The organism is Parachryseolinea silvisoli (assembly GCF_021190955.1).
Classification (GTDB): domain Bacteria; phylum Bacteroidota; class Bacteroidia; order Cytophagales; family Cyclobacteriaceae; genus Ohtaekwangia; species Ohtaekwangia silvisoli.
Genome location: NZ_JAIOAO010000003.1, coordinates 909370 through 923752 on the forward strand (window position 1 = coordinate 909370; position 14383 = coordinate 923752).

Annotated in this window: 11 protein-coding genes and 2 tRNA genes; 6 read left to right on the forward strand and 7 right to left on the reverse strand. The window is 48.4% G+C overall.

The annotated features are described in order from the left end of the window. Nucleotide 1: 1 nt before the first annotated feature. The 3 genes from pfkA to K7P01_RS20760 form a co-directional block, all read right to left on the reverse strand. Nucleotides 2-985 (reverse strand): 6-phosphofructokinase, encoded by a 984-nt coding sequence (gene pfkA / locus K7P01_RS20750; protein ID WP_267296498.1) that lies wholly within the window; start codon nucleotides 983-985, stop codon nucleotides 2-4. A gap of 59 nt (nucleotides 986-1044) precedes the next feature. Beyond that, entirely contained in the window at nucleotides 1045-2697 is a 1653-nt protein-coding gene (pgi, locus tag K7P01_RS20755) for a glucose-6-phosphate isomerase (protein WP_267296499.1), read from the reverse strand. A gap of 281 nt (nucleotides 2698-2978) precedes the next feature. Then, nucleotides 2979-5300: a Tex family protein gene (locus tag K7P01_RS20760; RefSeq protein ID WP_267296500.1), complete on the reverse strand. Its 2322-nt coding sequence runs from the start codon at nucleotides 5298-5300 to the stop codon at nucleotides 2979-2981. 82 nt (nucleotides 5301-5382) lie between these two features. Between K7P01_RS20760 and K7P01_RS20765 the strand changes: the two genes are divergently transcribed. From K7P01_RS20765 to K7P01_RS20775, 3 genes are all read left to right on the forward strand, one after another. Next, complete coding sequence (locus tag K7P01_RS20765; protein ID WP_267296501.1) at nucleotides 5383-5814, forward strand: methylglyoxal synthase; 432 nt, start codon at nucleotides 5383-5385, stop codon at nucleotides 5812-5814. A 240-nt stretch (nucleotides 5815-6054) separates the two neighbouring features. After that, nucleotides 6055-6128 (forward strand) — tRNA-Met (locus K7P01_RS20770). 99 nt (nucleotides 6129-6227) lie between these two features. Continuing rightward, nucleotides 6228-6299 (forward strand) — tRNA-Glu (locus tag K7P01_RS20775). Between the two features lie 168 nt (nucleotides 6300-6467). Here K7P01_RS20775 and K7P01_RS20780 read toward each other — a convergent pair. Then, nucleotides 6468-7937, reverse strand: coding sequence for a hypothetical protein (locus K7P01_RS20780; protein WP_267296502.1), 1470 nt, complete (start codon nucleotides 7935-7937; stop codon nucleotides 6468-6470). A 447-nt stretch (nucleotides 7938-8384) separates the two neighbouring features. Here K7P01_RS20780 and K7P01_RS20785 point away from each other — a divergent pair, with 447 nt between their 5' ends. After that, the gene (locus K7P01_RS20785) at nucleotides 8385-8708 is read left to right on the forward strand and encodes a DUF7677 family protein (protein WP_267296503.1); all 324 of its coding nucleotides are present in this window, start codon (nucleotides 8385-8387) and stop codon (nucleotides 8706-8708) included. 581 nt (nucleotides 8709-9289) lie between these two features. Here the strand turns inward: K7P01_RS20785 and K7P01_RS20790 are convergent. The 3 genes from K7P01_RS20790 to K7P01_RS20800 all read right to left on the reverse strand — a co-directional run bounded on the left by K7P01_RS20790 (nucleotide 9290) and on the right by K7P01_RS20800 (nucleotide 12149). Continuing rightward, nucleotides 9290-10051 (reverse strand): SDR family NAD(P)-dependent oxidoreductase, encoded by a 762-nt coding sequence (locus tag K7P01_RS20790; RefSeq protein WP_267296504.1) that lies wholly within the window; start codon nucleotides 10049-10051, stop codon nucleotides 9290-9292. Nucleotides 10052-10131: 80 nt separating this feature from the next. Continuing rightward, nucleotides 10132-11052, reverse strand: a complete 921-nt coding sequence (locus K7P01_RS20795) for an NADPH-dependent F420 reductase (protein WP_317987628.1) — start codon at nucleotides 11050-11052, stop codon at nucleotides 10132-10134. Between the two features lie 161 nt (nucleotides 11053-11213). Then, a complete protein-coding gene (locus K7P01_RS20800; RefSeq protein ID WP_267296506.1) occupies nucleotides 11214-12149 on the reverse strand; it encodes a helix-turn-helix domain-containing protein in 936 nt (311 codons plus the stop codon). A 586-nt stretch (nucleotides 12150-12735) separates the two neighbouring features. Between K7P01_RS20800 and K7P01_RS20805 the strand changes: the two genes are divergently transcribed. Together K7P01_RS20805 and K7P01_RS20810 are read left to right on the forward strand one after the other, a co-directional pair. Continuing rightward, on the forward strand, nucleotides 12736-13050 hold the full coding sequence (locus K7P01_RS20805; protein WP_267296507.1) for an energy transducer TonB: 315 nt from the start codon (nucleotides 12736-12738) through the stop codon (nucleotides 13048-13050). 210 nt (nucleotides 13051-13260) lie between these two features. Further along, entirely contained in the window at nucleotides 13261-13719 is a 459-nt protein-coding gene (locus tag K7P01_RS20810) for a hypothetical protein (RefSeq protein ID WP_267296508.1), read from the forward strand. Nucleotides 13720-14383: the final 664 nt, after the last annotated feature.

Genomic DNA, 14383 nt, shown 5'->3' on the forward strand with positions numbered 1-14383 from the left:
ATCAGATAGAAAGGATCTTCGCGATACGCATCGACTCGGCGTCGATCTCATGGTGTTTCCCGATAACAGTCTCAAAAGAGCTGTACACCATGTTGTTATCCTTGACCCCGACCATCACGCCGTTCTCGCCTTTCAGCAGGCCTTCTATAGCAGCCACGCCCATGCGACTCGCGAGCACGCGATCGAAGTAAGTAGGAGAGCCCCCGCGCTGCAGGTGCCCCAGTACAGTCACTTTTATATCGAAGTAAGAAGAACGCTCGGCTACCTTTCTGGCGAGCGCGTGCGCATCGCCGATCTTCGAGCCTTCTGCTACAACAACAAGATTTGACTTCTTGCTGGTGTCTTCGCCTTCGCCCAGGATCTTATACAGATCTTCGAACGACATGGTTTCTTCCGGAATGACCACCGAGGCGGCACCGCCGGCAATGCCCGCATGGATGGCAATGTAGCCTGAATGGCGGCCCATCACCTCGATAAAGAAAAGCCGGTTGTGCGACATGGCTGTGTCACGGATTTTGTCAATGGCTTCCACCGCCGTATTGGTAGCCGTGTCGTAGCCAATGGTATAATCTGTGCCCGTGAGATCGTTGTCGATCGTGCCGGGGATAAGGATGGAGGGCACCTTATACTCTTCGTAGAATTTGTGCAGGCCGGTAAAGGTACCGTCGCCACCAATGGCCACAAGGGCATCGATGTTGTGTTTCTGTAAGTGATCGTATGCTTTCTTGCGTCCCTCGGGCGTACGGAATTCTTTGCTGCGGGCAGACTTCAGAACAGTACCACCCCGTTGTAAAATGTTACCCACGGCGCGTGCATCGAGTGGTGCAATATCACCTTCGATCATACCTTCATAACCCCGCATAATCCCCACGCACTCCAGTTTGTAATATGCACACGAACGCGCCACGGCACGGATGGCTGCATTCATACCGGGGGCATCGCCGCCCGATGTGAACACTCCAACCTTCAGAATTTTATTGCTCATTTGTCGAAAAAATCCATCAAAAATAATGGACGAGTTTAGTTTTACAATCAGTTATTTAATCAAAGAGATTTCAAACGTTTGAAATAGTTGATTAACCCATTCGTCGAAGCATCGTGCGAGGTGATTTCTTCCGTCGACGTCAGTTCGGGGAGTATTTTTTTGGCTAACACCTTGCCCAATTCAACACCCCATTGATCGAAGCTGAAGATGTTCCAGATCACACCCTGCACAAAGATCTTGTGTTCGTAGATCGCGAGCAGGGAACCCAATGTCTCCGGGGTAAGCTTGTGAAAAAGTATACTATTGCTTGGACGGTTGCCTTCGAACACGCGGAAGGGCGCATGGTGGGCAATGCCTTCGGCATCCATACCCGCTTGCTTCAGCTCGGCTTTTACTTCGTCCAGGGTCCTGCCCTGCATGAGCGCTTCGGTCTGCGCGAAGTAATTAGAGAGAAGCTTCACGTGATGATCGCCTACCGGGTTGTGGCTTACAGCCGGTGCGATAAAGTCGCAGGGAATAAGTTTGGTGCCCTGGTGGATGAGCTGGTAGAATGCGTGCTGACCGTTGGTGCCGGGCTCGCCCCAGATGACCGGTCCGGTCTGGTACATCACCGGTTGACCATCGCGGTCCACCTGCTTGCCGTTGCTTTCCATATTGCCCTGCTGGAAGTACGCAGCAAAGCGGTGCATATACTGGTCGTACGGCAGGATCGCCTCCGAGGCAGCGCCAAAGAAGTTGTTATACCAAACGCCGATGAGTGCCAGCACTACCGGAATGTTCTTCTCAAAGGGCTCACTGCGGAAGTGGTTATCGATCGCATGCGCGCCCGAAAGCAGTTTCTCGAAGTTGTTGTAGCCAATCGTGGCAGCAATCGACAGGCCGATGGACGACCATAACGAATAACGACCACCGACCCAATCCCAAAACACAAACATGTTCTCCGGGGCAATGCCAAAGGCAGTGACAGCCTTCTCGTTGGTCGAGACCGCGACGAAGTGTTTGGCTACATCGCCTTTGCCGCCGGTCTTTTCAAGGAACCAATCCCGGGCCGTGGTCGCGTTGGTCATTGTCTCTTGTGTGGTGAAGGTTTTAGAGGCAATGATAAAGATCGTTGTTTCGGGATCTACGCGCTTGAGCACTTCCGTAATGTGGGTACCGTCTACATTGGACACGAAGTGCGGCGTGACGGTCGTCCAGTAGGGCCGAAGGGCCTCTGTGACCATATAAGGACCGAGGTCCGAACCGCCAATGCCAATGTTGACAATGGCCGTTACCGGCTTGCCGGAGTATCCTTTCCATGCACCGCTGAGCAGGCTGTCGGAGAACTTCTTTACCTGGGCCAGCACCTGGTTCACCTTGGGCATGACGTCTTCGCCATCCGACATCATGGGGCTGCCCGAGCGATTACGCAATGCCACGTGCAGTACGGCGCGGTCTTCGGTTTGGTTGATGGCCTCGCCACGGAACATGGCGTCGATGGCATCCTTCAGCTCCACCTCGTTGGCCAGGTTGAAAAGCTCTTGGAGGACTTCCTTGTTCAGGATGTTCTTGGAGTAGTCGACCAGGATGTCTTCGAATTGCAGGTGGAACTTGGTAAAGCGTTCCGGGTCCTCTTCAAAGAGCTCGCGCATGTGCGTGGCCTGCATGGTGAGGAAAAGCGTTTCAAGCTTTTGCCATGCAGCGGTCTCGGTCGGATTGTGGTTTGGCAGCATAGATTTACGGTTGAGGATGCGAATATAAAAGGTTTGCGGATTTGGCAACGGCTACTCTTTTAGGAATGAGTAGGTGACAAAAGTCAAGGCTTATTAAGACTTGAGTAAATTGATATTAATATATTGATAATCTTTTAATTATGATAATTAAGTGAAGTGAAACTAAAAGATTAGAGAAAGATTAAAAGTGTACGTGAAAGAGATTAAAAACGTAATAAAAAAGCGCAAGCCAGAAGGTCAACCTACCAGCTTGCGCTTGAACGTTCCCCGAAAGGGGACAACTATTTCTTAAACTTGCTCACCAGCATTGCCAGCTTCTCTTCCATGGACACTTCTTTCTCTTTCTCCTTGGGTTTGGAATCGCCACGATTATTATCGCGGCGTGGCCCTTGCCCTTTATCGTCGCGTTTGCCCTTGTTACTGCCGTCTTGCGCCGGCACACCCTGATCAGCAAATGGATCGCTCTTCATCGACAAACCAATACGCTTGCGAGGCGCGTCCACTTCCACCACCGTTACCTTTACCTTCTGAGCGACGGTAACAACCTCTTTCGGGTCCTTCACAAACTTATCGGCCAGGTGGCTGATGTGCACGAGGCCATCCTGGTGCACGCCGATGTCGACGAAAGCACCGAAGTTCGTCACGTTAGTAACGATTCCCGGCATGGCCATGCCGATCTTCAAATCGCCGATGGTATTAACGCCTTCTGTAAAGCTAAAGATCTCAAACGTCGAGCGCGGGTCGCGGCCCGGCTTCTCGAGCTCGGCCATGATATCGGTGAGTGTCGGCAGACCGACCTTATCGGTTACATATTTCTTAAGATCCAACTGACGGCGTAGCTCCGCGCTGCTCATCAGCTCGCGCACCGAGCAACCCAGGTCGGCTGCCATCTGTTTGACGATAGAGTAGCTCTCTGGGTGCACCGCGCTGGAATCCAGTGGGTTCTCGGCAGCATGGATGCGCAGGAAGCCCGCCGCCTGTTCGAAAACCTTTTCCCCCAGCCGCGATACCTTCATGAGCGACTCGCGGTCTTTAAACGGGCCGTTCTGGTTGCGATACTCGACAATGTTGCGGGCAAGCGCAGGCGTCAAACCGGATACATAGGAGAGGAGCTCCTTGCTGGCGGTGTTTACTTCCACACCCACCTGGTTTACGCAGCTCATCACGACGTCATCCAGTCCTTGCTTGAGCTTTGTTTGCTCGACATCGTGCTGGTATTGGCCTACCCCGATCGATTTAGGGTCGATCTTTACCAGTTCCGCCAGCGGGTCCATCAGGCGACGGCCGATGGAAACGGCTCCACGCACGGTAATATCTTTGTCCGGAAATTCCTCGCGGGCAACTTCCGAGGCTGAATACACCGAGGCACCGCTCTCATTCACCATCACGACCAAAATCTTATGCGGCAGGCCGATGGCTTTTACAAAGGCTTCTGTTTCACGGCCGGCCGTACCATTGCCGATGGCGACGGCTTCGATCTCGTATTGCTCGCACAATGCCTTGATGAGGGCTGCGGCCTTTGCAGTCTGACGCTGAGGCTCATGCGGGTAGATTACGTCGTCGTAGAGCAGCTTGCCCTGGCGGTCAAGACAGGTCACTTTACAGCCCGTACGGAAGCCTGGATCGAGTGCCAACACGTTGCGCTGGCCAAGCGGCGCCTGCAGCAACAGCTCCTTGAGGTTAGACGCAAACACCTTGATGGCTTCTTCATCGGCCTTCATCTTGGACTCCATGCGCACTTCCGTTTCCAGGGAGGGGCGCAGCAGTCGTTTGTAGCTATCCTTGATCGCTAACCGCACTTGATCGGCAGCAGCGTTTTCTTCTTTCACGTGTTGACGCTCCATCGAGCTGATCGCCAGCTCTTCAGGGGGGTAGATATCAAGGGCGAGAACACCTTCTTTCTCTGCGCGGCGCATCGCCAGCAGGCGGTGTGAGGGCGTCCTGGAAATGGGCTCGCTCCATTCAAAATAGTCCTTGTATTTCTGACCGTCGTTTTCTTTGCCTTTCAGCACGTGCGACTCCACCTGGCCTTCGGTCCAGAAGATCTCGCGGACGTTCTTACGCGTGTCCGGGTTTTCACTGACCCACTCCGCGATGATATCGCGGGCGCCATCGAGCGCTTCGGTCAGATCGGCTACGCCTTTTTCACTGTCAACAAACGTGGCGGCAAATTCATCGAGGTTAAATTTCTCCTGGTTGAAGAGACGCTGGGCGAGGGGCTCGAGGCCTTTCTCTTTGGCCACGCTGGCGCGGGTCTTACGTTTGGGTTTATACGGCAGGTAAATGTCTTCCAGCTCGGCCAGGGTCTCGGCGGTTACGATCGAAGACATCAGCTCGGGCGTAAGCTTGCCTTGCTTCTCGATGGAGCTGATCACGGCTTCACGTCGCTTGTCGAGCTCGCGCAGTTGTTCAATGCGGTCGCGCACGGTGGTGATTGCCACTTCGTCCATGCTGCCGGTCAATTCCTTTCGGTAGCGTGCAATGAATGGAATCGTCGCGCCCTCCGCCAACAATTCGCCTACGGCTTTAACATATTTAAGGGGCTGCGCGAGCTCCTTTGCAATCAGATCTACCCAGCGGTTGAGATTCTCTTGTTCCATCATAGCGTTTCAAAAACAGGCTGGCAAAAATAGAAGAAGGATTGTAACCTGCAATGTGTATTTTTAGACGGATTTGACTTTCTCCATGAGCAAAAAACACATAGCCCTTGTGGCTCACGACAATAAGAAGAAAGAATTAATTGAATGGTCGAAGTCGCATCGCGAAAGTATGCTGGCCTGCGAGCTCTACGCCACCGGCACCACCGGCCGCCTGGTATCAGAAGCCCTCGGTATGCCCGTGCACCGTTTGCAGAGCGGCCCCCTCGGTGGCGACCAGCAGATCGGTGCTTTAATCGCCGAAGGACGCATCGACGCCCTGATCTTCTTCTGGGACCCTCTGGCCCCGTTACCCCACGACCCCGACATCAAAGCGCTGCTACGCCTGGCCGTCGTGTGGAACATCCCCATGGCTTGCAACCGCGCCACCGCCGACCTGCTGTTCTCATCACCCATATTTTTGGACGGTTACACCCGGGGCGTTCCGGACTTCACGGAGTACAACAACCGGCCGCTGTAGGGTTGGTTGCGATCTGTTCCGGCCAGGATAATCGATCCGGGAATGCTTCATGGTAAAGCCCTACTAAAGCCGTACTAAAGCCCTACTTAACTCCTATCGGAGTGCTGTCGTTCCGACGGGGTGATGCTGGGTTTCTTGAAACAAAATCATTCAAATAATTGGAATTTGGAGACTACTTTGTATGTTTGCGCTCCCAAAAAATGGAACAGGGCACTCCTGAGCCATCAGAAGGGAAAAAATGGCGCGGTAGCTCAGGTGGTTAGAGCGTTGGATTCATAACCCAAAGGTCGGGGGTTCAACTCTCCCCCGCGCTACAAAAACAGAGTGAGTGTGAGAGCGACTGCGAGCATACTCACTCTGTTTTTCTTCACCCTCACTCTCACGTGGAGCTTGAGAGAATGTCAAACGAACACGGTCCGTTCGTCTAGGGGTTAGGACACCAGATTTTCATTCTGGTAACACGGGTTCGATTCCCGTACGGACTACATTTTCGATTAAGAGCAAACTTTTCGGAGTTTGCTTTTTTATTTTGGATCCTTCTCTTTTTTTGCGGTTTTCGTTTACACCCCTGCGTCGGGGTTAGTACATATCCAACATCATATTGGAACGTAGCTACTCAGAGAAAGCTTACGAGCTAACCAGGTGTCGCGGATTCACAGTTGTTCGGTCATTTTCGCTGTGAGCGATTTTTGCACCATCTCCGGCAATGTAGCAATGGCCCGATTAATACCTTCGAGGTTACGCTGGTAGGCAGGCGTCTTCATTGATTCTCGGTTATAGAAGATAAGAAGCTGTGCCATGGCGGTGCGGTTATAGAGATCGAGTCGCTTGTCTTCAATCATTGCCAGCAGCAGGGTTACTGCGCTGGTTTGGTTTGCCGATTCCGTCAAGCCCCGTGCCATGACGGCGGTTGACCCCTGGTAGTGAACTATGTTTACGTCGCGGGAGGAGAGGCAAGCGCCGATCGACAATTTCATGCTGTTCACTCCCATTTGATCTAGCTCCCGGACATAGGTTTTTCTTCTCGTTGACGTGTCGGAAGGCTCGTATTGATAGAAGTGGTCATTCATAACATCCAGGTGAGCACGTAAAAAAATCTCCCACTGGTTTGCTCGTACGGCAAGCTTGCAAATCTCTCGCGTGTAGCGCGTGGGCCACATGTCCGCGCCACAAGTGCGGAGAGGGCGAGAACTCCGCTCCAGGGACAATGCCCGCTCAGGGGAAAGATACCGCACGGCATACTCGTCAAGAGAAAAATCGTGACGATGGGTGATGGCTTCTGCTACAGCATCGTCCAGTAATTTCATATTAACTGGGTTTTGCATTTTTCGGTCGAGCGCTGCCAGACGACGGTTGTACCAGCCTTCCACAGCCGCGGCATACTCGTCCCACCGCCGGCGTCGCTCTTCCTCATCGGCAGATTCCTTCGTTTCTTCGGGGGCAGGTTCGAAATCCGAAACCAAGTCTACGTATTCCTTGATTTTAGACAGACTGTCGGGGATTGCATCAAGCCTAGGAGTGTCTGCTGGCGAAAAAATGGTGGTAGTGGTGTCGATTATGCAATCGACGTACCGGATGAGTGTCGCGTATTCAGCAGGAATTTGCATCGATGTTAGCTTTTTAAGATATATCCCTCTCAGAAAGGGATAATGATAGCTGAATACCCAGCCGGTTGACTTATCATGGATAGCCACATCCGGAACCCTGAGCCAGGCCGGTGCTATATTGGAAGCGTAGCGTATGGTCTTTTCGCCGAAGAGATTCATGCGCTCCTTGGCGATCCAGACATTTCGTAACACCTTCGCCGAAGGGAACATCTTCTGTAACTTCTCAATCGTCATGGGATGCGCCATGACCTCGTGTGCTTCAGCGGAGTCAGCAAATGTATCTATATAGTCGCCATAGCCTTGGTCCAACGATCGGAATTGCTTCGGTGGGGACGTTTCACAGCGCAGGTGCAGGGAATCGATGACCTTCTTCAATTTCACCATCGTCGCGCTGTCATAGACCAGGCCATTGTCGCAGAGCTTAAAATCACCGAACCGTTCTCGATTAACGGAATCTACGGCGGGGTTACAACAAATGAGAAAGGCAAGGGTAGCGAGCAGCGGAAAATTCTTCATAGGCACCCTCATAATTGAACAAGGCGGAATAAGTCACAAACATAACCTTTCATCCACCAGTAACGAGTGGAGTAATTTCATCGAACCGGCAATTCTTGAAATTTTGCGAAATTTTCAAGAATTTGGTTCGATAACCGTACCTCACAGTCTACTACTACAAAGCCTTCTAATATCGAAAATTGAAAGGCTTTTTTATGTCTGACTGGAGAGGAATCGAAGCCCGCGGGCGGTACCTACGCACCCTCTCATCGTAGTTAACATTAATAGACAAAGTGTCAGGGCGCTGCTTATTCGTTTCATCAGGGAATATTGTGCAGCAGTTCCGCCTGATTACTCACACGATTCGTGTAAAGCGCGTATTAGTGTTAATGCGTAAAGTAGGTTGCCGATGAGCCCCAGCGGCATTTAGTTTTTTAGTAGCTTTACTTGGACCGCCAAGTTTATATCATGAAACTCTCTGGGGATTTCAGACACTGTTTGAGACATTTTGCATTCTACTACACTAACGGCACGTTGCCATTTGTTATTGGTGACAATAGCATTCTAAAGGACATCGACTACCGCGAGCTCTTAAAAGATGAAGCATCCTTGGTTGAGCAGGCCTATGCAATTTATAGTAACAACATTGAAATGGACGATACAGGTAAAGTGATTAACAACGGCTATGCAATGAAAAGAGCCGCGCAGTGGATACGCTTTGTTTGTAGAGAGCATGGTGAAGAATATGAAGTCGTCCCGCCGTTTGACGACTGGGAAACCTACTTGTACTGATAACATCACTATTAGGTGATAAAATAAAGCAGTTCTGGGAGTAAATAGTTGGTCGGATAATCACGGACTGTCGATCGTTAGATCGTCGCTCTCAGGAAAGTCGCGTATGCTTCCGCTTAGTGCCTCCATTCGAATGTAGCAATTATCATCGTATGAGTTCCAGTTTAGCCGGTCCGTGGATTTCGGTCAAAATGGCCGATTCCCCTGCTTTTATCAGTCAGTCTTTGAAGCATTTGAAGATGAGGATTCAGCAAGCACGAATGCAGCACCCTTCGGTCTACTACTGAAAAGCCTTCTAATTGTGGAAATTAGAAGGCTTTTTTGTGTCCGACTGAACGAGAATCGAAACGCCGGTAAGTATTTGCTGATCGAGGTTCAGCGAGCATAAATGCAGCGCCGTCCGGTCTACAAAAAACAGCGTGAGTGTGAGGAGCGATAGCGAAAACATACTCAACCATCTCGGCAGTTACGTATCCCCGTGTGCCTTTGCAGAGACATAAGCCTTATATGCAATTGCCGGCCGGTTATTTAAACTTACTAACAAGCATGTGGGAATTAGATTGACGCGTTGCCCGATCTGATTATTTGAATCCACCAGTTACGTCGATTTCTTGTCCTGTTACCAAACGAGCTTCATCACTTGAGAGGAATACCGCTACACTACCGATATCTTCTGCCGTCGCTAGCTGACCTAAAGCAGTACGGGTTATCATTGCGTTCACGTACGGGTTATCCGTATTCGGAAGCAATCCCAGGCTTGCGAGGCCTTCGGTCAAAATCATGCTAGGAATCAAAGAGTTTACACGAATTTTTTTAGGCCCTAATTCCTGCGAGAGTGACCAGGTCAATAAACTCATCGCTGCTTTGGTCGCACCATAAACAGATAGTGTAGTTTCTGGTTTGGTAGCGGCAACCGAACTGATATTGATAATGCTGCCGCCTTTTTCATCAAAAAAATTAAGTGCTGCTTGCGAGGTTAATAACGTACCCAGGACATTGACATCGAACATCTTACGATATGCGTCCTTTGTAAAATCGCCGAGAGGCGTTGTCCAGTAAACTCCAGCATTATTCACCAAAATATCCAAGCCTCCGAATGTTTTTTTTGTTTCTTCGAAAAGTCGTGTTACATCCTTTGATTTAGAGACATCACCTTGGACAGCTATCGCAGTTCCTCCATTACCTGTAATTTCTTTAACCACCTTATCAGCGTCAGTTTTACTTGATGCATAGTTTACGACAACTTTGGCACCTGCAGCTCCGAGTTGTTTGGCAATACCTGCACCTATTCCTTTAGACGCTCCCGTTACAATTGCCACTTTGTTAGCCAATTTTTTACTCATAGTTTTTTTTGTTTTTATTTATTTACCAATTGTTGATCATCTGATATTAGTGTCTAGCCTTTTTAGGCTACAACACATTGTTAATGCGCGTGTGTTGCGCTCGGTTTATGCTTGGGATTTGTCGGAAAGAGTGAACGGATAGTATCCAGCATCTCCTGATGCGAGGGTGGCGTAGTTCTAGTCATGAGGTTGTCTGTAGTCAGATCTCTGAGTTTACCTGCTCTTTCCCTGATGTTTTCGTTATCCGCCAGTGCTCGCTTCAGCTCGGTGGCGTTTAGCTCAGTACAGTATGAGGGCATACCGGGTTGATGTCTCCATGATTCCGACAGGCTGCCTGCATCGAGAGTATCAAAACCAATTTTGTTGACTAACCTGGAGATAATTGCTTTTGCCTTTTCATCATCCCCTGAAATCGCCATCGCGATCCGACCAGATTCGCCCTTTTGTTTCGCGCGATTCTCTAGCGTATAGGATAACAGGTTATTGAAAGCCTTAACGACTGGTCTTCCTAATTGCTGCGAAACCCAAACGCTTTCTAGCTTTTCTGCAAAACCATTTTCCATATTGCCGTCGCGATACGGATAGTAGTTGGTCGTGTCAATGACGATCACATGATCGGGGACACCTGCGAATAATTTTTCAGGTAGGTGTGGTATTGCGTTTGTTGGAATTGATATGACGATGATTTCTACATCTCGAACCACGTCGTTGATGCTTGCGGGAGCGACTCCTAATTGTGCAGCAGTACCCCTCAATTCATTCATCGGCATAGCGTTTGCTACTTTAACTTTATGGCCAGCGGCAGCCGACTTCTTTGCAATGGTTCCTCCTAGAGCACCGGTGCCAATTATTCCTATTTTCATATAGTTGTTTTTATCACTTCGTTGCGTTAGCGTTGTTATCACGTTGTACTCCCGCTTTAAAGGCTGAAGTCGGCTTGAGAACGATGTGGTGAGCTTAACCGAAAGGCATGGATTTTCCTTTGCGAATATTTCGCGCACCAATATTCTCCCATATTTAGAGGATGATCAGAATATCCCCCGTCCTGATTTGGAGCGGGAAATAGATGAAATTTATCCGTCGTCTTTGAAAACATCGTAGGGCAAAGCTATGCCCTACCTATCAAAGAGAGGTTTTTAGATCAAATGAAAAAGTATTCGATTCAACTATTTTGAGGTTTAAAGACGGGGATGCTTTCGTTGTTTCGAAATGACTTGGGTGTTTCTTTCGCATGCCGTTTAAAAAATGTAATGAAGTTATTGGGGTAGTCAAAGCCAAGCATATAAGCGATCTCAGCAACGTCGGCGTTACTGTGTTTTAGAAGGGCTTTTGCTTCTGTTACCACTCTTGAGGCAATAATTTCAGAGGTCTTTTTTCCCGTCAGCTCCTTTACTGCGGCGTTTAGATAATTAACATGGATCGCCAACTCTTGTGCAAAATCATTCGGCGTTTTCAGCCGGATGGGATGCTCCACTGAGTCAATGGGGAATTGCTTTTCAAGTAGGTTGAAAAAGTTGGACAGGATGCGTATAGATGCGGACTTATTAGCGGACGTCCTTCGAGAACTGTTCTGAAACTTGAATGCTTTCTGGAGAAGCAATTGAAGGTAAGTCGCAAGTATATCGTACTTATGGTGATAGTCCCCTTGGATCTCCTCGTGCATGTCTTCAAAAATCCCACGTATCTCCTCGGTAAGTTCGTCCGTGAGTGAAAAAACAGGGATAGATCCAGGGGTGAACAAAGCTGATTGTTGGAAGTAGTCCTTGTTCAGTAGTTTTGATTGAAAGTAGCTGTCGAAGTAGCAATAATAAGACGGTCTTTCTTCGGACAATGACTGCCAGTAATAAGGAATAGTGGGGTTAAAGAAGATCAAGACATTTCCGTCTATCTTAATATATTCATCCTTTATCTGCAGGATGCCGGTGCCCCTGATCAGTGAAATCTTGTAAAAATCGCTCCTGTGCATGGGTCTCGTCCGTTCACAGATTTCGGACTGATTAAAAACGTTGAAATGGTTCACTTCCGCCAATAGTCGATATTCTGCTAAGCAGGCGGTGTTGGTAGCCACTAAATCCTTTAAGCCAGTTATTTCTTGCATTTTGCAAAGGTATTCAAATCAAAGTATCGGCAGAATCGTTGATATTAAAAAGTCGGGTGAATTCTCTATTGTAGATATCGCATACCATTGTTTCAAATTCCTTGTCGTTGCCGGGTAGTGGAAAGCCATGCTGCCAGCTTCGCATTGCTTGTTTATGTTTCGTCCTGGATCAAGTGTTATTACCCGGACGTGTTCGCGGGTGCATTACTCAACAGCATGCCGCTTGGATTTTATTTTCGATTTAGAAGCAAGCTTTTCGGAGTTTGCTTTCATATTTTTGATCCTTTCGAATTTTTCAATTCTATTCGCTGGACGGTCGAGACGAATTCATGTTGTTAGTAGACATTCTGCCGCTTACCTCGACTGTTTTAATGCAGATGTAAGAAATCTGATTCCGCTACTTTGGCCGCAGCGTCTTCTTTTTTATCTTTCGCTATACTCCACAATGCCTATGTTTCATTTTTTCTATCAGCACTTTAGGTTTATTCTCCTACTTGCCATGATGTTGTTGCAGGGTTCCAAGTGTGTTTTTGCGCAAAGCAGAAGTATTGAGTCGTGTCTTGCAATAGTCGACACACTAACCCAAATGGAAGTATTCACGACCGACAAAATGCCCACCGTGGCGGGCGGAATGGAAGCGTTGGGGAAGGAGGTATCGAAAAGGATTAAATATCCGCATTTACCCCATTATCCAATAGACTCAAAAGTGATCATTGCCTTTGTTATAGATAAAGACGGACACATGAAAGGAAAGAGGATTCTTAAAGATATCGAAGGAACCGATTTGGGAAAACAACTATTGGACATCATCGATGACATGACCTGGCATCCGGCAACGTGTGGGGGGAAGGTAGTGCCAACGATCCAGATCATACCGATGATTGTGGACATCGCCCCATAAAGATATATGCTTGTCTTTGATTCCGGTCAGTCAACGCACCGGGTTTTCGTCTGCCATAAAATTATTGAAAATCGTAGTTAGCACGCATGCAGAACCCTAGGCTACAAAAAAAAGCATAGGGTCTCGCTTACGGCTGTGAGGCAAACACCTTGGTTTGAATAATGCGGATGTCTTATATTAGCTCGCTAACAGTGACCTTATTAAGATACAATGGGATACAATTTAAATGCGTTTCTGGGTCGACCAGATGAACTGAAAATTATTGAAACAAGATTTCGAACTTCTAAAGTTATCCAGCTGACATCTGACATTGCTTTAATCCCAATGACTGAAGAATTATTTGATGAGATAAATAACTATCGCACGGGCAATGACATCGGTAGGTGGCAATTTCTTACGGGTAATGTTGAAAAGGAGATACTAGCGTTGGTTGGTAATGATATGGTCGCATACTTTGAAGTTGATTACTTTGGTGGAGTAGGAGGACAGAGCGGCATCATTTGGAAGGAACGGACAAGGATTTTCGAAATGGAATCCCAGCAAGATGTTGTTAATGCAATTCTCAGACAATTTGGCGTGGTAAAAGAAAAAGGAAAGAGAGACGAATTCGATACAGTTGGCCTCGGCCGACAAAGAAAGACAGAAGACTGGATTTCAGAAACAGAGTAAGGTGAGACAGCTACCAACAATAAATATAATCCGTGTTGGCCAAATGCGTTAGTACCAAAGCATGTTGACAGCTCCAGGAGGCTGGGATGATTCCCAGTAGGGAGGGGCAAAAGATACCAGCATAGGTGGGCTAATGATCGTTAGAGCGGTAAGCGAAGAGAATTCATCGAACCGTAATTCCATGAATTTGACAAGATTTTTAAAAGACAAATTCATTATAGATTTTGTTCGCGGTTATGCCTCTGGCAATATTGAAGGGGTGAAGCGAATTCATCGAACTGGTAGGTCGCTGAATTTTGTGAAGTTTTCGATCATTGGTTCGATAATGGTAGCACACCCTCTACTCATCATAAAAAGCCTGAAATCTTAACTGATTTCAGGTTTTTTTGTGTTCGATAATTCCCGTTCAATATATTATTTGCCGGTATCGACCTATACCTCGCCGTAGAGTAATTCGAAGAATGGTCTGGTCTTTTATTTCTGTCGGAATGATAAGAGTTCGGCAACTTCTAAGGGATCAATTCGCTGGTAATAGTTTTGTTACGTGCAGGTACCACTGCGTTAGTTTTAATCCTGTCGGGTGCCGTCATTATCTAATCTTCTCGTCTTCCGGTCATTCTACACATGGTATGCCTGTTCGTCCGAGGTCCCATTAGGGGATTGC